This window comes from Acidobacteriota bacterium (genome assembly GCA_039683095.1).
Taxonomy (GTDB): Bacteria; Acidobacteriota; Aminicenantia; order Aminicenantales; family Saccharicenantaceae; genus RBG-16-66-30.
On sequence record JBDKSB010000013.1, the window covers coordinates 85,579 to 104,684 of the forward strand.

A 19,106-nucleotide genomic window follows, 5' to 3' on the forward strand; every position below is an offset into this window, starting at 1 on the left:
GGTCACTCCTTTTCGAGCTTTTTCTTCGTGTATTCGATCAGGCCGCCGGCGGCGATGATGCCGAGCACGGATTCCGGCAGGGGGCTGAAATGGAAGAGCCCCCTGGCCGAGCTGATCTCGCCGCGGGCGAAGTCGATGTCGGCCGAGTCGCCCGTTTCCAGGGCGTCGACGGCCTCGGCGCACTGGAGGACGGCCAGGCCGAGGTTGATGGCGTTGCGGAAGTAGATGCGGGCGAAGGACTTGGCCACGACGGCCTGGACCCCGGCGGCCTTGAGGCAGGCGGCGGCCTGCTCCCGGGACGAGCCGCAACCGAAGTTCTTGCCGGCGACGACGACGTCGCCCGGCTTGACCTTGGCCGCGAAGCCGGGATCGAGGTCTTCCATGGCGTGCTTGGCCATCTCCTCGGGCGTCATGATCTGGTAGGTGTAGCGGCCGGGGAAGATGACGTCGGTGTTGACGCTGTCGCCGTATTTCCAGACCTTGCCTTGGCTCATGAGAACTCCCTCGGATCGGTGATCCGCCCGGTGACGGCGGTCGCGGCGGCCGTGGCCGGCGAGGCGAGATAGATCTCGGAATCGCGGTTCCCCATGCGGCCGCGGAAGTTGCGGTTCGAGGTGCTCAGGCAGGCCTCGCCGGCGGCCATGAGGCCCTCGTGGGCGCCGAGGCACGGCCCGCAGCCGGAATTGAGGATGACGCAGCCGGCCTCGACGAGGGCCGACAGGGCGCCGGATGCGAGGGCCTCGCGATAGACCTGCCAGGAGGCCGGCAGGACCAGGGCCCGCACGGCGGGATGGACCTTGCGGCCCCTGAGGATCGCGGCCGCGGCCTCGAGGTCCTCGAGCCGGCCGTTGGTGCAGGTGCCGATCAGGACCTGGTTGACGGGCTTGCCCGCGACGGCGGCGACCGGCTTGACGTTGTCGACCGTGTGCGGGCAAGCGACCTGGGGCTCGAGCGCGCCGAGGTCGACGGCCAGGACCGACTCGTACCGGGCGTCGGGATCGGACGACAGGGCCGTGAAGGGCTGCCGGGCCCGGCCTTCGAGCCACTTCAGGGCCTTGTCGTCCGGGGCGAAGTAGCCGTTCTTGGCCCCCATCTCGGCCGACATGTTGGCCAGGGTCAGGCGGGCCCCGACGCTGAAGCCGCCGGCGGACGGCCCGGCGAACTCGACGGCCTTGTAGTTGGCCATCTCGGCGCCGTGGTCGCCGATGAGCTTCAGGCTGAGGTCCTTGGCGAAGACGCCGCGCCCCAGGCGGCCGGAGAGGTCGATGCGCATGGTCTCCGGGACGCGGAGCCAGATCTCGCCGGTGGCCCAGGTGCAGGCGGTCTCCGTCCGGCCGATGCCGGTGGCGAAGGCGCCGAGGGCCCCGTAGCTCGGGGTGTGGGAGTCGCTGCCGACGATGACCAGGCCCGGCAGGGCGAAGCCCTGTTCGGGCAGGACCTGGTGGCAGACGCCCGCGTTGATATCGAAGAAGTTCGGGATGCCCTGCTCGGCGACGAACTCGCGGATGGACTTGTGGTTCTGGGCGTACTTCTCGTCGGCGGCCGGGACGACGTGGTCGAGGACGATGACGATCCGGCCCGGCGCCTTGACCTTCCCGACGCCGAGCTTCCGGAACTCCTTGATGATGGCCGCGGAGTTGTCGTGCGACAGGACGTAGTCGGGCGAGACGGTGACGACCTCGCCCGCCTGGACGTCCTTGCCGGCCTTGCGGCCGAGGACCTTTTCCGACAGCGTCTTTCCCACGTTCGACCTCCTGAAACCCCATTTTATGGGGCGCCGGAGGCCTTGTCAACGCGTCCGGCGATCGCCTGGCCGAGGGCGTCGTCGACGCGAGCCTAAGCGCTGATCCAGCCGGTCCGAAGACGGGCGAGATGAGTCTCGGGGGGAAGCGACCTCGAGGCTATTCCAACCAGACCTTGATGACGGCTCCATCGTCGCCCTTGATCTCGACGAGCGCCAGCGGCCCGGCCTTCTTCAGCGCGCTCCAGACGGCCTTGAGGTCGATCTCGCAGCAGTCCTCGTCGAGCTTGAAGCGCCGGCAGTCCTTCGAGCCGAGGACGGCCTCGATGAGGGCGACGGGCAGGGTGATCCTGACGCCGGCCTCGCCCGAGCCGGCGTCCTGGATCGTGACCTTGAGCCAGCGGGGCTCCCGGTCCCGGCTCCTCTCGGGGGCGGGAGAGTTCTTCACGGCGTTCTGGATGACCCGGAAGTCGTTGCGCCTGGCGGCCCCGGCCGGGACGGCCGGGACGGCGACGCTCAGGATGAGAATGGCCGCGAACGCTGTCCTCTTCATGACGATCCTCCTTGTCTCTCCGTCAATCGATCCAGATCTCGATGACCGAGCCATCCTCGCCGGCGATGCGCAGGAGGCTCTCCTTGGACTTGGCCAGCTCGCTCATTATCTTGGCGATGTCGTAGCCCTTTTTGCGCATGGCCGCCTTGGCGTCCTCGTCCATGGCGTTCAGGGCCAGGTCGGCCAGGGCGAAGGGGATGTTGATCGAAAAGGCCGGTTCCTTCCGGCCGGCTTCCCGGATCCGGATCCGGAGCATGCGGACCGTCGATTCCACGCGGGGCTTTCTCTCCTCGGCCGACTTGAGGCTCTCCGGCGAGACGCGCAGCAGGGCGATGCGGGCCCGGTCGAGGAGCTCGGGGTCCTTCTCGGTCTCGACGACCCTCGCCAGGACGGGGGCGGCCTTGGCGGCCTCCTTCTTGTCGGAAACGAAGCTCAGCTTGTAGGCCGCGTAGTACCGGACGACCTTGTTCGCGTGGTCGAGCCGGCTCTCGATGTCCCGGAGGGCGGACTCGTCCCCGCCCTGGTACAGGTCGAAGGCCAGGTCGACGATCGAACCTTCCGATTCCTCGACGAGGCTGGGTTTGGCGTCCTCCAGCCGGATATAGCTCTTATAGGCCCGCAGGGCGTCCTTCTCCCGGCCGCCCATGCCGCTCAGGCACTCTCCCTTATAGAAGAGGACCTGGCCGGCCAGCGGGCTCGAGGGGAACTTGTCGATGAGCTCGTCGATCTTGTCGAGGGCCGCCGTCCAGCTCTTGTCGAAGACGAGGAGCTTGGCCTCGCGGAAGAGGGATTCATCCGTCGCCGCCTGGACGCTGGCCCTGAGGGAGGCCGCCTGCCCCAGCCCGAGAGCCAGGACCAGACAGAATGTCAGGGTGGTTTTTCTCATGTCAGATCCCGCTTTGCAGTTCTTTCTTGACCAGGTTGATCTTGAGGAGAAGCTGGCGCTCCTCGACATAGCTTCGGATCCTCCCGAGCTCGGCGGCCGGCAGCTCGTTGTCGATCTGGGAGAGCTCGAGGAAGAGCGTCTCGATCTGGTCGCAGATGGCTTTGGCCTTGGCCATCTGGAGCGTCTCGAGCTGGGCGTTGAGGTATTTCTTCTTTTGCAGCAGGTCCCGGGCCCGTTCCGTACGGACGGCCGCCGGCACGACGGGGCCTTCGCCGGCCGATTCGAAGACATCGAGGAGCACGTATTGGCTCTTCTCCAGGTAATCGAGCGTGTTCCGGCGGGCCATCTCGCGCTCGGCCCGGTCCAGGAATTCGCCGGAGGCGTAATAGGCGTCGTCGCGGCCCGGGCGCGAGCCCGGGGCCTTCAGGACGACGTACATGGCGACGGCGCCGACGGCCAGGCCGGCGGCCAGGCCGGCCAGCGCGGGCCGCATCCGGAAGGCCGCCGGCCAGGACAGGCGGGCCCGGGAGCGCGCCCTCCCGGGGACGGCCTTTTCTCCCCCGGCCATGGCCAGGCCGGCGATGATGGCCGGCAGGGAGTCCCAGTCGACCGAATCGGCCGCCCGGCGGATCTCGGCCCGGACGGCCGCCGTCTCCCCGAGGAGCCGGTCGACGGCCGCGGCCGCCGCCCCGGCCCGGCTTCCGTGGCTGTTCCCCTTCTTTTCGTCCATCGCCTTTCTCCTTCCCTCCCCCGGTCCCTCCGCGAGGATGTCGGCCCACTCCGTCCCGGCCGTCTTGCGCCGGCTCATGACTCGATCCCCAGGACCGGCGCCAGGCGCTTCCGGAGATTCTGGACGGCCTTGAAATGGAGGGACTTGGCCGTCCCGATCGAGATCTCCATGGCCTCGGAGATCTCGTTGAACTGGAGCTCGTTGTAATGTCTCATGATGAAGACCATCTTCTGGCGCTCGGCCAGCGTGTCCACGGACCGGGCGAAGGCCTGCCGCAGATCCGTGGCGGCCGAATCGCCCTCGCGGACCGGATCGGCTGCCACCTGGATCTCGTCGACCGGCGTCGTCGTCTCCCACTCCCGCCGCTTCTTCCTGTTCTTGCGGTAATGGTCGATGCTGATGTTCTTGGCCATCTGCAGGAGCCAGCCCTGGAACGAGTTGCCGGGCTTGTACATTCCGGCCTTCTGGTAGAGCCGGAGGAAGGTCTCCTGGACCGCGTCGAGGGCGTCTTCGCGGTCGCGCAGGATGGAGTAGGTCATGACGAACACCTTCCGCTGATAGAGCCTCGTGATCGTCATGAACGCCTCGCGGTCCCCGTCCCGGACCTTCTCGAGGAGCGCGGCGATCTCCGCCGCTCCGACCTCTTTTTCCACGGGGACTTCACTCATGGGCCCTCATAGGGATCAACGAACCCGGACCGCCCAAAGTTTACGCCTTCGCGAGACGATATCAAGCCGCGGTCAGGGACGAGATCCCCGCCCCCGCCGGAGGATGGAGAGAGGACGGGCCCGTGGAGGCGCCGGCCTCCCGGCGGAGGGCCGGTCCCGGAGGGAACCCGGAGGCGATCAGAAGCGAGAGAAGCCGCGGCGGTCGCCGCCGCCGCCGCCGGGAAAGCGCCGGTCGGCGCCGGGCCCTTCGGCCCGCGGCCGGGCGTCGTTGACGATGAGCTTGCGGCCGTCGAACTCCGTCCCGTTGAGCTTGCCTTTGGCATCCTGGGCGGCCTCCGGCGTCGCCATCTCGACGAAGCCGAAACCGCGGCCCTGCAGGATGTTGACCGATGCGACCTCGCCGTGCTGGGCGAACAGCTGCTTCAGCGCGTCTTCGGTGGTCCGGTAGTTGAGGTTCCCGACGTAGAGCTTTGAAAGCGACATTCCCCACACCTCCTGTTTTTCCCGAGAGCCCATTGTCCATATTTCACGGATTGAAATCAAGCACGTTTCTGATAGAATCGAGAAGCCCGGAAACGGAGGAGCATCCCGATGAAGAAATCCACGTACATCGTCCTCATCGTCCTGTTCTTCCTGGCCCTGGCGGCCGTGGGCACGTTCTTCGTACTGGTCGAGGACGTCGGAGGGCGGGCCGTCGAGATCCCGGCCCGCGGCTACCTCGACGTGCGCCTCTCCGGCGAGATCGCCGAGATCGCGCCGCCCGACGCCCTGGTTGCCTTTATCACGGGGACGAGGCCGCTGGCCGTCCACGACTTCTGGGCCAACCTGCGGAAAGCCAAGGTCGACGACCGGGTCCAGGCCGTCGTCCTGCGCCTCGGCCTCATGCAGTGCGACTGGGCCAAGGCCAACGAGATGCGCGAGGCCGTCCTCGACTTCCGCCGCTCGGGCAAGAAGGCCTATGCCGTGATCGAGGAGGCGCCCGATTTCGACATGGAGTACTTCCTGGCCACGGCCTGCGACCGGATCATCCTCCATCCCCTGGGCTGGCTGGGCGTCAACGGCATCGGCGGCTACGTCCCGTTCCTGAAGGGGACCCTGGACAAGCTCGGCATCCGTGCTGAGTTCGAGCACGTCGAGGAGTACAAGACCGCCTACAACATGTTCACCGAGAAGGGCTTCACCCCGGCCCATCGCGAGGAGACGGAATCCTATTACGGCGACCTCTTCGCCCAGTACGTGAGCGCCGTCGCCAAGGCCAGGGGCAAGACCGAGGCCGAGTTCCGGGCCCTGGTCGACCGCGGCTTTTTCCAGGGCGACGAGGCCAAGGCGGCCGGCCTGGTCGACGATTGCCTTTACGAGGACGAGATCCAGGAGCTTCTCCGCCGCAACGGCGGGACGACCGCCCCGGTCCGGTTCGACGACTACACGCGGGTCAAGCCCTCGTCGCTCGGCCTGGAGACCGGCCCCCACACGGTCGCCCTGATCTACGCCGTGGGCACGATCATGACCGGCGAGAGCCTGTCCCCGATCATGGGCGGCTCGACGGTGGCCCGCTGGATCCGGACGGCCCGCACCGACCCGGGCATCAAGGCCATCGTCCTGCGGATCGACAGCCCCGGCGGGTCGTCGGTCGGCTCGGACGTCATCTGGCGCGAGGTCGCCCTGGCCAAGAAGGCCAAGCCGGTCATCGTCTCCATGTCGGACGTGGCCGGATCCGGCGGCTACTGGATCGCCATGTCGGCGACCAGGATCGTGGCCGCGCCCCAGACCCTGACCGGGTCCATCGGCGTCCTGGCCGGCAAGTTCAGCATCGACGGGCTGCTGAGCAAGCTCGGCGTGACCGCGGAAAAGGTCACCTTCGGCGAGAAGGCCGACGTCTTCTCGGTCTTCCGGCCGTTCACGGACCGGGAGCGCAAGATCCTCAAGGACGAGATCCTCTGGACCTACGAGCAGTTCCTGACCCGGACGGCCGAGGGCCGGGGCCTGACCCGGGACCAGGTCAACGCCGTCGGCAAGGGCCGCATCTGGACGGGGCGTCAGGCCAAGGGCCTCAAGCTGGTCGACGAGCTCGGCGGCCTGACCATGGCTATCGGCATCGCCAAGAAGGAGGCCGGGATCGACGCCGACGAGGACGTCCGCCTGGACGTCTGGCCGCGGAAACGGACCTTCTGGCAGTCGCTCCTCAGCCGGCCCGGGTTGGGGGCCGAGATCAAGAGCGCGGCGGGGCGCGACCGGATCCTGGAGACCGCCCGGATGATGAACCAGACCCGGATCTGGGCCGTCATGCCCTTCTGGGTCAAGCCGCAGTAGGACGGGCTCTTCGAATTTCGGGGGATCCCTCTCTTAAAGCGACTTCCCTGGGGTGCAGCCCCTCAATAGGCGAATGACGAGGGGCAGATCGTCTTGAATTCGCAGGCCGAGCAGCTGTGCCAGTCAGGCCTGGCCCCGAAGTCGCCCGCCTTGATGCCCTCGGCCGCCTCGCGGATCTTCTCCGCCGCCCGGGCCAGCTCCTGCGGCCCCTTCGCGGCCCGGCCGACGATGTCCGATTCGAGGAAATGGAGCCTGGTCTCGGCCGGGGCCATTCCCTCCGTTTTCAGGAAAGACAGGGCGTAGACGTCCATCTGGAGGCTGTCGGCCGCGGCCCGGTCGGCCTCCTTCCGGGAGGCGACCTCGGCCGTCTTGTAGTCGATGATGACCGCCCCGGCGTCCTCGAAGTCGACCCGGTCGAACCGGCCCGAGAAGCGCAGCCCGCGCTCCTGCCAGCGGAAGGGCCGTTCCAGGAAAGCAGGCCGCCGGCCGGACCCTTCCTCGCGCTCGAAGAAGAGGCGCAGGGCCTTCTCCCCCGCCGCCTTGCGCAGCTCCTCGTGCTCGCGGCTGAGGAACCCCTCGTTGACCCAGCTGGCCCGGTAATCGTTGAGCACGTCCTCGATCGTGACGGCCCGGCCGTGCATCCGCTTCTTGAGGTAATCGTAAACGACCCCGTGGAGGACCCGGCCGAAGACGATGGCGTGGTGGGGCAGGATGGGCACGCGCATGTCGTGGCGGAACTTGTACTTGAGCGGGCAGAGGAGATAGTCCTCGATCCGGACGAAGCTTAGCCGCGGCGTCCCGGACGGACGGACGGACGCCGGCGCCGCCGGCCGGCCCGCGGCCAGGGCGTAGCGGCGGATCTCCTCGAGCACGGAGGCCTTGAGCACGTCCTCGGGCATCTTGGGGATGTCCAGGGCCTCGAGGATGAAGGGGCTGATCCGCTTGAACCGCTTCGTCCCGTAGTCCCGGGCCCAGGTCATGTAGAGAGCCCGCCTGGCCCGGGTCATGGCCACGTAGAAGAGCCGCCGCTCCTCCTGGACGTAGTTCTCCCGTCCCGGCAGGGTCTCCTTGAGGACGCCGTCCGGCACGGGGATGCGGTCGCGCCTCTCCCGGCCCGGGAAGCGGTCCTCGATCAGGCCGACGATGAAGACGGTCCCGAACTCGAGCCCCTTGGCCTTATGGACGGTCAGGACGCTGACGGCGTCCTCGTCGAGCTCGGCCTCCGACGTGGCCGGATTGTCGCCGACCTCGGCCAGGAGGTCGAGGTAGCGCGCGAAGGAGCGGATCGAGGCGTTCTCGACGAACTCGGAGAAGCCCTTTATCTTGTCGAAGAACAGGCGGACGTTCTTGACCCGGACCTCGGACTCCAGGGTCATCGGCTCGACCAGGGCCTTGAGGTAGCCGGTCCGCTCGAGGAAGGCGTAGACGACCTCGCCGGCGCTCTTGGCCCCGGCCAGCTCGGCGAAGGCCGCGATGTCGGCGAAAACGCGCCGGATCGTCTCCGCGGTCGGCGCCGCGATCTCGACCGGGCTCGGACCGGCGGCGATCGTCTTGAAGACGTCGTGGAGGCTGATGTTCTTCTTCTCGGCGTAGCCGGCGACGCGGCTGAGGTCGTACGCGTCGGCCCTGTAGACGTCCGATAGGGCCAGGTAGAAGAGATCGCGGCTGTTCTCGAAATCCGTCAGCGCCCGGATGAAGGCGACGAGGACCTTGATCTCCTCCTGCTGGTAGAGGCCGCGGCTGCCGGAGAAGCGGTAGGGGATCTGCTTCATGTTGAAGGAGCGCAGGTACGGGTCGGCGTCGGCGTTGCGGCGGACGAGCACGGCCATGTCCCGCCAGGCCGCGCCCTGCCCGCGGATCCCGAGGATCCGGCCGGCCACGGCGTCGGCTTCGTGGGCCAGGGTGTCGAAGGACAGCATGTGGATGCTCTTGGCCCGGCCGCGCGAGGCCGCCCTGAGCCGCTTGTCGACCCGGTCCTGGGCTTCGAGCCGGTTCGGATCGTTGTGCCGGATGAGGCGATAGGAGGCGTCGAGGATGGGCTGGGTGGAGCGGTAGTTGCGCGTCAGGACGATCCGCTCCGCCTCCGGGTAGACCGCCTCGAAGCCGAGGATGTTGCTGAGCGAGGCGCCGCGGAAGCGGAAGATGCTCTGGTCGTCGTCGCCCACCACGGTCAGGTTCCGGTGCTCCGCGGCCAGCATCTTGACCAGCTCGAACTGGACATAGTTCGTGTCCTGGAATTCGTCGACGAGGATGTAGCGGTAGCGGCGGCGGACCTCGTCGAGGACCGAGGGGCGGCGGCGTAGCAGGTCGACGACGAGCGTCACCTGGTCCTCGAAGTCGATCAGGCCCCGGTCCTTGAGCAGGGCCTGGTAGGCGGCGAAGACCCGGGCGATCTCCAGGTGCTTGCGGGCCGTTTCCCGGGCGGCCTCGTCAGCGGCCCGGCGGCCGAGATCCTCGGCGTAGCGGATATAGTCCTCGGGCCGGACGTCCTCCTGCTTCAGACGGCGGATGGCCTCGAGCACCTCCTGGATGTGCCGGGTCGGCTGGCCGAGGGGCCGGTAATAGTCGAGCGGCAGGCGGAACAGGTTCTCGCGGAAGAAAACGGCCTGGTCGACGTCGGCCAGCAGCCGGAAGTCCGGCGGATAGCCGGCGTCCAGGGCGTAGTCGCGCAGGACGCGCTCGCCGAAGGAGTTGAACGTGCTGATCTCGGCGAAGGACGAGGTGTAGGGCACCAGGACGTCGACCCGGGCCTCCATCTCGCTGGCGGCCTTCTCGGTGAAGGTCACGGCCAGGATCTGGTCGGGCCGGGCGGCCTTGGCCGCGATCAGCCGGGCGATGCGGTGGGTCAGGACCTTGGTCTTGCCCGTCCCGGCGCCGGCGACGATGAGCAGCGGCCCCCCGCCGTGCAGGACGGCCCGGCGCTGGGCGGGATTGAGGCCCTCGAGCAGGGCCTTTTCCTCCGGCGGGCGTGGCATGGCGGCGGGCCGGGCCTACTTCTTGCCGGCCGGCGGGGCGGGATCGACGACGATCTTCTCGCCGGGCGCGGCCAGGCCGAGCTTCTCCCGGGCCGGCTTCTCGACGGCCCGCGGGTCGGTCTCGAGCCGGCGGATCTCCGCTTCGAGGCGGTCCCGCTCGACCTCTAGGGCCCGGATCCGCTCGGCCCGGGCGGCCAGCTCGCGGCGGGACCGGCGCAGCTCCATGACGCCCTTCTTGCCGAACAGGGCCGTGAAGACCATGATCAGGAGAACGCAGACGCCGCCGAGAACGAGGATCTTCTTTTTCACCGGACCGCCTCGATCCCCTTCTTCAGGATCGCGGCGACCTCGTCGCCGGACTCCGCCTCCGCGTAGCAGCGGATCACCGGCTCGGTCCCCGACTGGCGCAGGACGACCCAGCGGCCCTGGCCGAAGTTCAGCCGGAGCCCGTCGAGCGTCTCCGCGGCCTCGACCTTGCGCCGTCCCAGTTTCGAGGGCGGTTCCTGGACGAGCGCCTTGAGCTTCTTGGCCCGCTCCGGGGTCAGGGGCAGCGTCCGCTGGCCGCCGGTCAGGGTCCCGTAGTCCCGGACGAGCTCCTCGCGCAGGGCCCCGAGGCTGCGGCCCGTCGCGGCGATCATCTCGGCCACCAGCAGGCCGGCGAAGATGCCGTCCTTCTCGGGCAGGTGGTCCCTGACGGCGATGCAGGCGCTCTCCTCGCCGCCGAACATGATCTGGCCCTTGAGGTAGAGGTCGGCCATGTACTTGAAGCCGACCTTCGTCTCCGTCAGCGGCAGGTCGTGCCGGCGGGCGATGCGGTCGAGGAGATGGGTGGTCGTGAACGACCGGGCCACGCCGCCGCGCCAGCCCTTGACCTCGACGAGGTAGCGCAGCAGCAGCGCCAGGATGATGTTAGGGTGGACGAAGCCGCCCTGCTCGTCGATGATGCCGAAGCGGTCGCCGTCGGCGTCGGTGGCCAGGCCGACGCGGCACCCGGTCGCGACGACGTGGGCCTTTAGCTCGGCCAGGTTCTCCTCGGTGCAGGAAGGGCTGACCCCGCCGAAGTAGGGATCGACGTAGCCGTGGAGGCCCTCGACCTCGATCCCGTTCTCCTCGAGGATCTCGTCCAGGTACTCGCGGCTAGTGCCGTAGAGCGGGTCGGCGGCGACCTTGAGGCCGGCCCGGCGCATGGCGTCGAAGTCGATCCGGCTCTGCAGATGGGCCAGGTAGTCGGCCTGGAGGTCGATGCGGGAGATGTCGGCGTCGATGAGATGCGTGGTCAGGCCGGAAAAGCGGGGCATCAGCCGGCGGACCTCGGCTTCGATGGCGTCGGTCACTTCGGGCATGGCCGGAGCGCCCGCGGCCCCGTTGAACTTGAGGCCGTTGTAGCGGGGCGGGTTGAACGAGGCGGTAAAATTGATGCCGCCCTGGCATTTTCTCTTGATAATCTGGCAGGCCAGGGCCTGGGAGGGCGCGTCGCGGTCGGCCAGGAGGACCTGGATCCCGTTGCGGGCCAGGAGCTTGGCCGCCTCGAACGCGTAGCGGTCCGAGAGGAACCGCGTGTCGTAGCCGACGACCACGGCGACCGGGGCGTCGCCGTAGCGGCCCTTGAGGTAGTTGGCGGCCGCCTGGATGACGACGCGGACGTTGTGGAAGGTGAAGTCCTCGCCCATCACCCCGCGCCAGCCGGATGTGCCGAAACGGATGATCATTGTCTGGAAATTAGCACAAACTCCCCCCAAAAGCAACGCGCCGGCCCTCATTCCCCGCGGTCATTTCCTTTTGAGGATCTCCCCGGTCATGGGGACGAAGCGGACGTCGAGGACGCGCTCGACGCGGGGCCGGCCGGCGTGTTTCGTGATCACGGTCAGGCGCTGGAACGCCGCAGGGTCGCCGAGCGGGATGATCAGGCGGCCTCCCTCCGCCAGCTGGGCGAACAGGGCCGGCGGGACCTCCGGCGCGGCGGCCGTGACCATCACCGCGTCGAAGGGGGCCTCCTCGGGCCAGCCGAAGAAGCCGTCCCCGGCCCGGACGTGGACGTTGGCGAAGCCGAGACGCCCGAGGAGGGCGGCGGCCCGCCGGGCCAGCCCGGCCTCGATCTCGATGGTGAAGACGCTCGCGGCCAGGCGTCCGAGCACGGCCGCCTGGTACCCGGACCCCGTGCCGACCTCGAGCACCTTCTCCCGCCCCCGGAGCTTCAGGCACTCGGTCATGAAGGCGACGACGTAGGGCTGGGAGATGGTCTGCCCTGCCCCGATCGGCACGGGATGGTCCTCATAGGCCTGGCCGGCGGCTTCCGCCGGGACGAAGAGGTGGCGGGGGATCTCGGCCATGGCCGCGAGGACGCGGGAGTCGCGGACGCCCCGGGCCGCGATCTGGAGCATGACCATGGCCTTCCGCCTGGCGGCGAAGTCCGCCTCGGTCTGCGCCGGGCTGCCGGCGCCCGCGGCGGCCAGGAGCAGGCCCAGGGCCATCACCCCCAGCGGTGACAGCGGGTTAGGGCGGAGATGATTCTGTCCCCTCCCTGTCGGGTCCCCCTCGTCTGCCGAGCCCCTCATGGGCGGTCCCTCCGCCCCCAATTATGGCACATCCCGGCGCGGCGAACCAGCCCCTTCCGGAGGGCGCTTTGGGGGCCTTCTCCCCCCGGGATTTTCGTTGACAATCACCTGATTTCATGATATTTGGATAAGCAAATCCGATGTGGAACTAACTGGGAGTCGAGATGCCGGAAAAGAATGCCATCTACCCCGGATCGTTCGACCCCATCACCAACGGCCATGTGGACATAATCGAGCGCGGGCTCAAGATCTTCGACCGGGTGGTCGTGGCCGTCCTGAAAAACCCCAAAAAGCACCCTCTCTTTACGACTAAAGAGAGGGTAAAAATGATCCAAGAGATCTTTGCTTCGAGGCCGGAGGTCGAGGTCCGGGCTTTCGACGGCCTGCTCGTCGATTTCGCCCGGGACCAGGGGACGACCGTGGTCATCCGGGGCCTGCGGGCCCTCTCGGACTTCGAATACGAATTCCAGATGGCCCTGATGAACCGGAGCCTGGCCCCGGACATTGAGACGTTCTTCATGATGCCGAGCGTCGATTATACGTTCCTCAGCTCGAGCGTGGTCCAGGAGGTCGCCGGCCTAGGCGGCTCGGTCGAGGGCCTCGTTCCCGGGTCCGTGGTCCGGAAGCTCCGGGACAAGTTGCGCAGGTCGAAAAAGGTCCAAATCCCATAAAGGCGGGCAAACATGTTCGGACTCTCTCGGGAAAAAAGCGTGGTCGGGCTGGATATTGGATCCTACGCCGTCAAGGCCGTCGAGCTCCGCTCCCGGAAGAAGGGCGGCGAGGAGGCCTACGACCTCGTCAAGATCGGCTACGAGCCGCTGCCCCATGACGCCATCGTCGAGGGCACGATCATCGACTCCTCCGCGGTCGTCGAGACCATCCGCCTCGTCTTCGAGGAGAACAAGATCTCGACCAAGGACGTGGCCATCTCCATCTCCGGCAACTCGGTCATCATCAAGAAGATCTCCCTCCCGGTCATGGAGAAGCAGGAGCTGGCCGAAAGCATCATCTGGGAGGCCAAGCACAACATTCCCTACCCCTACGAGGAGACGAACGTCGACTACGCCATCCTCAAGCCGTCGCGATCGACGGACGAGAAGAACCTCGACATCCTGCTCGTCGCCGCCAAGAAGGACAAGATAGCCAACTACAGCAACGTCATCGCCCAGGCCCGCAAGAACCTGCAAAGCATCGAGGTCGACGTCTTCGCCCTGCAGAACGTCCTCGAGATCTCCTACCCGGAGAGCTTCTCCGGCAAGACGATCGCCCTGATCAACATCGGGGCCAACATCACCAACGTCGTCATCGTCGAGCGCGGCACGCCGCAGCTGTTCCGCGACCTGTCCCTCGGCGGCTTCTTCTTCACCGAGAACATCCGCAAGGAGCTCAGCATTTCCTTCGAGGAGGCCGAGAAGCTCCTCAAGGGCATCCCCGGCAAGGCCGCGGCCCCGGACCAGTTCACGGCGCTCCTCCAGATGAACGTCCGGGACCTCCTTGACGAGATCGAGAAGACCTTCTCGTTCTACGAGGCCTCGGAGAAGCGGGAGCGGAAGATCGAGCAGATCATCCTCAGCGGCGGGCTGGCCAATGTCCAGAACATGGTCAGCGCCTTCGAGACCAAGTTCCGGATCAAGACGGAGATCCTCAATCCCTTCAGCAATATCCGGGTCGATGACAAGAAGTTCGACGCGGTCTACTTCACGGACATGGCGCCGATCTTCGGCGTCGCCGTCGGCTTGGCAACCCGAAAGGTGGAGAAGTAACCATGATACGGATCAATCTCCTCAAGCCGGAAACCAGGGACAAGGAACCGATCGTCGCCCCGGGCGCCGTCGAGGAAGGCGGCCGGGGGGGCAGGAAGGGGCCGAACGTCGGCAACCTCATCTTCCTCGCCCTCGTCATCGCCCTTGGAGCGTTCTACTTCTTCCAGAAGAAGGCCATGGACCAGGAGCGGGCGCTGCTGGCCTCGGCCCGGCAGGAGAAGGCCAAGCTCGCCTACGTCGAGGACGCGCTGAAGAAGCAGCAGGCGGCCCGGGAAGCCCTGGACAAGAAGATCACCCTCATCGAGAGCCTCAACGCCCAGCGCGACATGGCCCCCCGCCTCCTGGACGAATTCAGCCGACGGCTCCCCGATTGGGTCTGGCTGACCGAGGTCGTCTATGACGCCAAGGGCATCTCTCTCAAGGGCCGGGCCCTGTCCAACAACCTGATCGCCGACTACATCACCAACCTCGAAGCCAGCCCCCAGGTCATGAACGTCAACCTCGTCGCCTCGACGCAGAGGACCGTCCAGGGCGACCAGTACCTGGAGTTCCAGCTGCGGGCCATGGTCGAAAGGAAGCCGGAGCCCGTCCCGCCGCCGCCCGGCCCGGCCGAGCCGGCCGCCAAGAAAGGGGTGAAGAAATGAAAAACTGGCCCTGGTACGGACACCTCGTCTTCGCCGTCTTCATCTTCGCCCTGGCCTTCATGTTCTACTTCAAGCCCCAGGACGCCAAGCTCAGGGCCCTGAAGGCCGACCGGGTCAAGGTCGAGCAGGAGGTCCAGAACCTGAAGCAGAAGAAGCGCGAGCTGGACAAGATCGAGGCCGACATCGCCGCCATGACGGCCAAGCTCAAGACCCTAGAGGTCAACATCCCCCAGAGGAAAGAGATCGCGGACATCCTGCGGCAGATCCAGGCCCTGGCCTATGATTCCCGGCTGGACGTTCTCCGCTTCGCCCCGGGCCAGGAGGTCGCCAAGGACTTCTACGCCGAGTGGCCCATCCCCATCCAGGTCTCCGGGAACTACCATAACCTCGGGCTCTTCTTCGACAAGCTCAGCAAGTTCGCCCGGGTCTTCACCATCGACAACTTCAGCATCAAGTCCCTGAGCCGGCAGACCGATCTGAACACGATCTCCGCCAACTGGACGGCCAAGACCTACTTCTTCGCCGAGCCGGCGGCGGCCGCGGCGCCGGCCAAAAAACAGCAAGCGAGGCCCAAACGATGAAAAAAACCGCCGTTCTTCTGATCGGTATCGTCTGCGCGGGCCTGGTCCCTCTCCTCGCCCAGGAAACGCCCCGGGCCCAGGAGCAGGCCCCGCCGTCCGCGGCCATGCCGGCCCTGACCGTCCAGACGGGCTTCACTTACAGTCCCGAGGGGCGCCGCGACCCGTTCAAGGACCTCCTGGCCGGCCGCGACCTCAGGGAGAAGAACGCCGTCGGCGAAGAGCAGTACTTCATCGACGACCTCATCCTCTTCGGCATCGTCAAGAACAAGAGCGTCTACACCGCCCTGATCGGCATGCCCCAGGGCTTTCCCATGTTCGCCAAGGTCGGTGACAAGTTCGCGGACGGATACGTCCTGTCCATCAGCGATACGCAGGTGGTCCTGCGCAAGACCCACGAGCGGGGGATCCCCCTCATGAGGCCGAGAGACGTCATCAAGGAAATCACGGAGGAGCTGTAACATGAAAAAGAGAACCCTTCCGGCCGTCCTCGCCGGGCTGTGCGTGCTCGGCCTCCTTGGCCTGAACGCCCAGGCGCCGGCCCCCGCCGTGCATATCAGCAAGATCCAGGTCCTGCCGGGCGCGCTCGCGACCAGGCTGGTCCTCGAGACCGACGGGCCGCTGGCCGTCGACCGGGCCTATTATCCGGCCGAGACGCCGCGGACGCTCGTCCTCGACATCGCCAGGGCCTCGACGGCCGCCGCGCCGGCCCTCCCCTCCTCCGGGACCGGGCTCGTGCGGGACGTCCAGGTCGAGAAGGCCGGGGCCGACGCGCTCCGCCTCCTCGTCCGTCTGGCCGAGCGCGTGCCGGCCCGGCTCGTCCGGGAAGCCGGACGGACCGTGGTCGAGCTCAACGGCATCCAGAGGGGCCAGGCCGGCTACGTCATCGACGCCGCGACGCAGGCCGAGCTCGACCGCAAGGCCAAGAGCGAGATCCGGCTCAGCCGGGTCGACACGGCCGCCGGCGCCGAATCGCTGTCGGTCACGGCCGCCCTGACCGGCTCGGTCGTCACCCAGGTCTTCGCCCTGGAGAACCCGCCGCGCCTGGTCGTCGACCTCTTCGATACGCTCCTCTCCACCAAGTCCGACGTCTGGCCGATCGACGACCCGCGCTCCACGGTCCAGCGGGTCCGGGTCGCCCAGTTCCAGACCGCCGGCCCGCGCCCCATCACCCGGATGGTCTTCGACCTCAAGGAGGCCGGCCTCTACGACCTGGATTCCCGCGGCAACGGCCTGGTCGTGTCCTTCTTCGCCGCCGCGGCCGCCGCGCCGGCCGCGCTGGTGCAGCCGGCCCCGGCCTCCGCGCCGGCCCCGGTGCCCGCGCCGGCCCGGACGGAGCCCGCCCGGCCCGAGCCCGCCGCCCCGAAGGTCGAGCCCAAGCCCGAGCCCGGGGCCGAGGCGAAGGCCGCGGCCAGGGAGGTCCCGGTGACGACGCTCTGCGCGCCGTCGTCGAACCCCGCTCCCGCCCCCGCCGCCGCGCCGGCCCCGAAGGCCCAGCAGAAAGCCGTCGTCGTCGACGACAAGTCGGTCAAGTTCCAGCCGAGGACGATCGCGGCCGACGAGGACAAGTACTCCGGCGAGGTCCTCAGCCTCAAGCTCAAGGATTCCGACCTCCGCGACGTCGTCCTTTACCTGGCCGAGTTCGCCGGCCTGAACGTCGTCTTCGATCCCGACGTCCGCGGCACGGTCACCGTCAACCTGCAGCTCGTCCCCTGGGACCAGGCCCTGGACATCATCCTCAAGCAGAACAAGATGGGCAAGACGATCGAGGGCAACATCCTGCGGGTCGCCCCCGTCTCGGTCCTGACGCGCGAGGAAGAGGAGCAGCGCCGGCTCAAGGAGAGCAAGGAGCTGTCCGGGCCGGTCACGGTCAAGACCATCACCCTGTCCTATTCCAAGGCCAAGGACGTGAACACCCTGCTGCGGTCCAAGCTCTCCAGCCGGGGCGAGATCATCGTCGACGAGCGGACCAACACGCTGCTCATCTCCGAGGTCCGCGACAAGCTCGAGCTGCTCGAGAAGCTCATCAGCGTCGTTGACACGCCGACGCCCCAGGTTTCCATCGAAGCCCGCGTGGTCGAGGCCTCGACCACGTTCGTCCGCAACCTGGGCATCCAGTGGGGCTTCAACGCGGAGGCGAGCCAGTATTACGGCAACGCCACCAACCTCCAGTTCCCCAACAGCATCCAGGTCGACGGCGCCATCATCCCGCAGGGCACCGTGACCAAGGGCATCGGCGGCCCTCTCGGCGGCTACGCCGTCAACCTGCCGGCCCCGTCCTTCAACTCGGCCCTCGGCCTGTCCTTCGCCAACGTCCTCGATTCCTTCCGGGTCGACGTCGCCCTGTCGGCCCTGGAGACGGCCGGCGACGGCAAGATCATCTCCCGGCCCTCCGTCGTCACCCAGAACAACCAGCAGGCCGAGATCATCCAGGGCCGCCAGATCCCCGTGCAGACCGTGGCCAACTTCACGGTGACGACCCGGTACGTCAACGCCGCCCTCGAGCTGCGGGCCACGCCGCAGATCACCGCCGAGGGGACGATCATCATGAACATCGAGATCCAGAACAACGCGGCCGACTTCGCCAACCTCGTCAACGGCATCCCGCCGATCACCATGCAGAGCGCCAAGACCACGGTCATGGTCCCCGACGGCGGCACGACGGTCATCGGCGGCATCTACCGGACGGAGGACTCGGTGACGCGGGAGCGCACGCCGTTCCTGAACCAGATCCCGATCCTGGGCACCCTGTTCAAGAACTTCGCCCGGACAAAGACCAGCCGGGAGCTGCTCATCTTCATCACGCCCCGGATCATCAAGTAACAGGAGAACGAGACATGAGCAAGATGACAACGACTCTCAAGGTCCTGGCGGCCGCGGCCGCCTTCCTCATGCTGGCCGGATGCAACAAGATCTCCCGGGAGGCCGAATCCAGCAGCATGATCATCATCGAGAGCCTCACCGGCACGACGGTCGACGGAGATGAGGTCGCCTATCTCCAGTCCGACGTCCTCGACAGCGACGGCCTCGTCCGGGTCAGCAACGCCACGGCCAACATCCTGGTCAGCCTGGTCAACCCCAACTCGGGAAGCGGGCCCTCGCAGTTCAACGACGTCGTGCTGACGAACTATCGCGTCACCTACGAGCTGGCGAGCGGGCCGGGCACGCCGGGCACCGACGTCCCCCTGCCCTTCGACGGCAACTTCTCGACCGTCCTTTGCGCCGTCGACGATACGACGTCCATCCCCTTCGTGGTCGTCACCGAGGCGGCCAAGCAGGCCGCCCCGCTGGTCGGCCTGATCGGCACGAGCACGGTCCTCGAGCGGCGGGCCAAGATCGAGATCTTCGGCCACGACCTGTCGGACCATCCGGTCACGGCGACCGGCTACCTGACGATCTACTTCGCCGATTACCAGACCGTGGCGCCGATCAAGAAGTAACCTCTCCCGTCCGCGTCAGACCATGGCCCGTCCTCCGGGACGGGCCTTTTTTTGTATTCCGCATAACGACGCCGGTCCGGTCAGACAGGATGCCCGGCAGAGGCCGCCGAAGAAGGGGCCGCGGGGTGCGTCGGAGCGAGCATAAAGCGGCGATTCAGCCGGCATCGGGACGGAGACGGACACGTCGGCTCCGGACCGTGACGGCGTGAAGGATCACCGCAGCGAGCGGAGACGATCCCCGAGGCCCCTCGGCGGCCGGTCAT

General features: G+C 67.3%; 19 protein-coding genes. 8 read left to right on the forward strand and 11 right to left on the reverse strand.

Annotated elements, in window-relative coordinates; all coding sequences use genetic code 11:
• Positions 1-2: 2 nt before the first annotated feature.
• From ABFD52_13790 to ABFD52_13820, 7 genes are all read right to left on the reverse strand, one after another.
• Positions 3-494 (reverse strand): 3-isopropylmalate dehydratase small subunit, encoded by a 492-nt coding sequence (locus ABFD52_13790; GenBank protein ID MEN6561837.1) that lies wholly within the window; start codon positions 492-494, stop codon positions 3-5.
• Complete coding sequence (locus ABFD52_13795; GenBank protein MEN6561838.1) at positions 491-1,744, reverse strand: 3-isopropylmalate dehydratase large subunit; 1,254 nt, start codon at positions 1,742-1,744, stop codon at positions 491-493. Before ABFD52_13795 ends, ABFD52_13790 begins: the two co-directional genes overlap by 4 nt.
• Positions 1,745-1,901: 157 nt before the next feature.
• A complete protein-coding gene (locus ABFD52_13800) occupies positions 1,902-2,294 on the reverse strand; it encodes a hypothetical protein (GenBank protein ID MEN6561839.1) in 393 nt (130 codons plus the stop codon).
• Positions 2,295-2,316: 22 nt separating this feature from the next.
• Positions 2,317-3,180 carry a hypothetical protein gene (locus ABFD52_13805; GenBank protein ID MEN6561840.1) on the reverse strand — a complete coding sequence of 288 codons (864 nt, stop codon included), beginning with the start codon at positions 3,178-3,180 and terminating at the stop codon, positions 2,317-2,319.
• Position 3,181: 1 nt separating this feature from the next.
• Complete coding sequence (locus ABFD52_13810; GenBank protein ID MEN6561841.1) at positions 3,182-3,910, reverse strand: hypothetical protein; 729 nt, start codon at positions 3,908-3,910, stop codon at positions 3,182-3,184.
• Positions 3,911-3,984: 74 nt separating this feature from the next.
• On the reverse strand, positions 3,985-4,578 hold the full coding sequence (locus ABFD52_13815) for a sigma-70 family RNA polymerase sigma factor (protein ID MEN6561842.1): 594 nt from the start codon (positions 4,576-4,578) through the stop codon (positions 3,985-3,987).
• A gap of 177 nt (positions 4,579-4,755) precedes the next feature.
• Positions 4,756-5,061 carry an RNA-binding protein gene (locus ABFD52_13820; protein MEN6561843.1) on the reverse strand — a complete coding sequence of 102 codons (306 nt, stop codon included), beginning with the start codon at positions 5,059-5,061 and terminating at the stop codon, positions 4,756-4,758.
• A 108-nt stretch (positions 5,062-5,169) separates the two neighbouring features.
• Here ABFD52_13820 and sppA point away from each other — a divergent pair, with 108 nt between their 5' ends.
• Positions 5,170-6,888 carry a signal peptide peptidase SppA gene (sppA, locus tag ABFD52_13825; protein MEN6561844.1) on the forward strand — a complete coding sequence of 573 codons (1,719 nt, stop codon included), beginning with the start codon at positions 5,170-5,172 and terminating at the stop codon, positions 6,886-6,888.
• Between the two features lie 62 nt (positions 6,889-6,950).
• Here the strand turns inward: sppA and ABFD52_13830 are convergent, their stop codons facing one another.
• The 4 genes from ABFD52_13830 to ABFD52_13845 are packed head-to-tail and all read right to left on the reverse strand — an operon-like array spanning position 6,951 to position 12,334.
• Positions 6,951-9,863: an ATP-dependent DNA helicase gene (locus tag ABFD52_13830; GenBank protein MEN6561845.1), complete on the reverse strand. Its 2,913-nt coding sequence runs from the start codon at positions 9,861-9,863 to the stop codon at positions 6,951-6,953.
• A gap of 15 nt (positions 9,864-9,878) precedes the next feature.
• Positions 9,879-10,172: a septum formation initiator family protein gene (locus tag ABFD52_13835; protein MEN6561846.1), complete on the reverse strand. Its 294-nt coding sequence runs from the start codon at positions 10,170-10,172 to the stop codon at positions 9,879-9,881.
• Complete coding sequence (locus ABFD52_13840) at positions 10,169-11,572, reverse strand: phosphoglucomutase/phosphomannomutase family protein (GenBank protein ID MEN6561847.1); 1,404 nt, start codon at positions 11,570-11,572, stop codon at positions 10,169-10,171. Before ABFD52_13840 ends, ABFD52_13835 begins: the two co-directional genes overlap by 4 nt.
• A 60-nt stretch (positions 11,573-11,632) precedes the next feature.
• Positions 11,633-12,334, reverse strand: a complete 702-nt coding sequence (locus ABFD52_13845; GenBank protein MEN6561848.1) for a protein-L-isoaspartate(D-aspartate) O-methyltransferase — start codon at positions 12,332-12,334, stop codon at positions 11,633-11,635.
• Positions 12,335-12,582: 248 nt separating this feature from the next.
• Here ABFD52_13845 and coaD point away from each other — a divergent pair, with 248 nt between their 5' ends.
• The 7 genes from coaD to ABFD52_13880 are packed head-to-tail and all read left to right on the forward strand — an operon-like array spanning position 12,583 to position 18,843.
• Entirely contained in the window at positions 12,583-13,089 is a 507-nt protein-coding gene (coaD, locus tag ABFD52_13850; GenBank protein MEN6561849.1) for a pantetheine-phosphate adenylyltransferase, read from the forward strand.
• A gap of 12 nt (positions 13,090-13,101) precedes the next feature.
• Positions 13,102-14,181, forward strand: coding sequence for a type IV pilus assembly protein PilM (gene pilM / locus ABFD52_13855; protein MEN6561850.1), 1,080 nt, complete (start codon positions 13,102-13,104; stop codon positions 14,179-14,181).
• Positions 14,182-14,183: 2 nt separating this feature from the next.
• Positions 14,184-14,825: a PilN domain-containing protein gene (locus ABFD52_13860; protein MEN6561851.1), complete on the forward strand. Its 642-nt coding sequence runs from the start codon at positions 14,184-14,186 to the stop codon at positions 14,823-14,825.
• Positions 14,822-15,406, forward strand: coding sequence for a type 4a pilus biogenesis protein PilO (gene pilO, locus ABFD52_13865; protein MEN6561852.1), 585 nt, complete (start codon positions 14,822-14,824; stop codon positions 15,404-15,406). Before ABFD52_13860 ends, pilO begins: the two co-directional genes overlap by 4 nt.
• Positions 15,403-15,864: a hypothetical protein gene (locus ABFD52_13870; protein ID MEN6561853.1), complete on the forward strand. Its 462-nt coding sequence runs from the start codon at positions 15,403-15,405 to the stop codon at positions 15,862-15,864. The genes pilO and ABFD52_13870 overlap by 4 nt, the downstream gene beginning before the upstream one ends.
• Before the next feature lies 1 nt (position 15,865).
• Positions 15,866-18,226 (forward strand): type IV pilus secretin PilQ, encoded by a 2,361-nt coding sequence (pilQ, locus tag ABFD52_13875; protein ID MEN6561854.1) that lies wholly within the window; start codon positions 15,866-15,868, stop codon positions 18,224-18,226.
• Between the two features lie 14 nt (positions 18,227-18,240).
• Positions 18,241-18,843: a hypothetical protein gene (locus ABFD52_13880; protein ID MEN6561855.1), complete on the forward strand. Its 603-nt coding sequence runs from the start codon at positions 18,241-18,243 to the stop codon at positions 18,841-18,843.
• Positions 18,844-19,106: the final 263 nt, after the last annotated feature.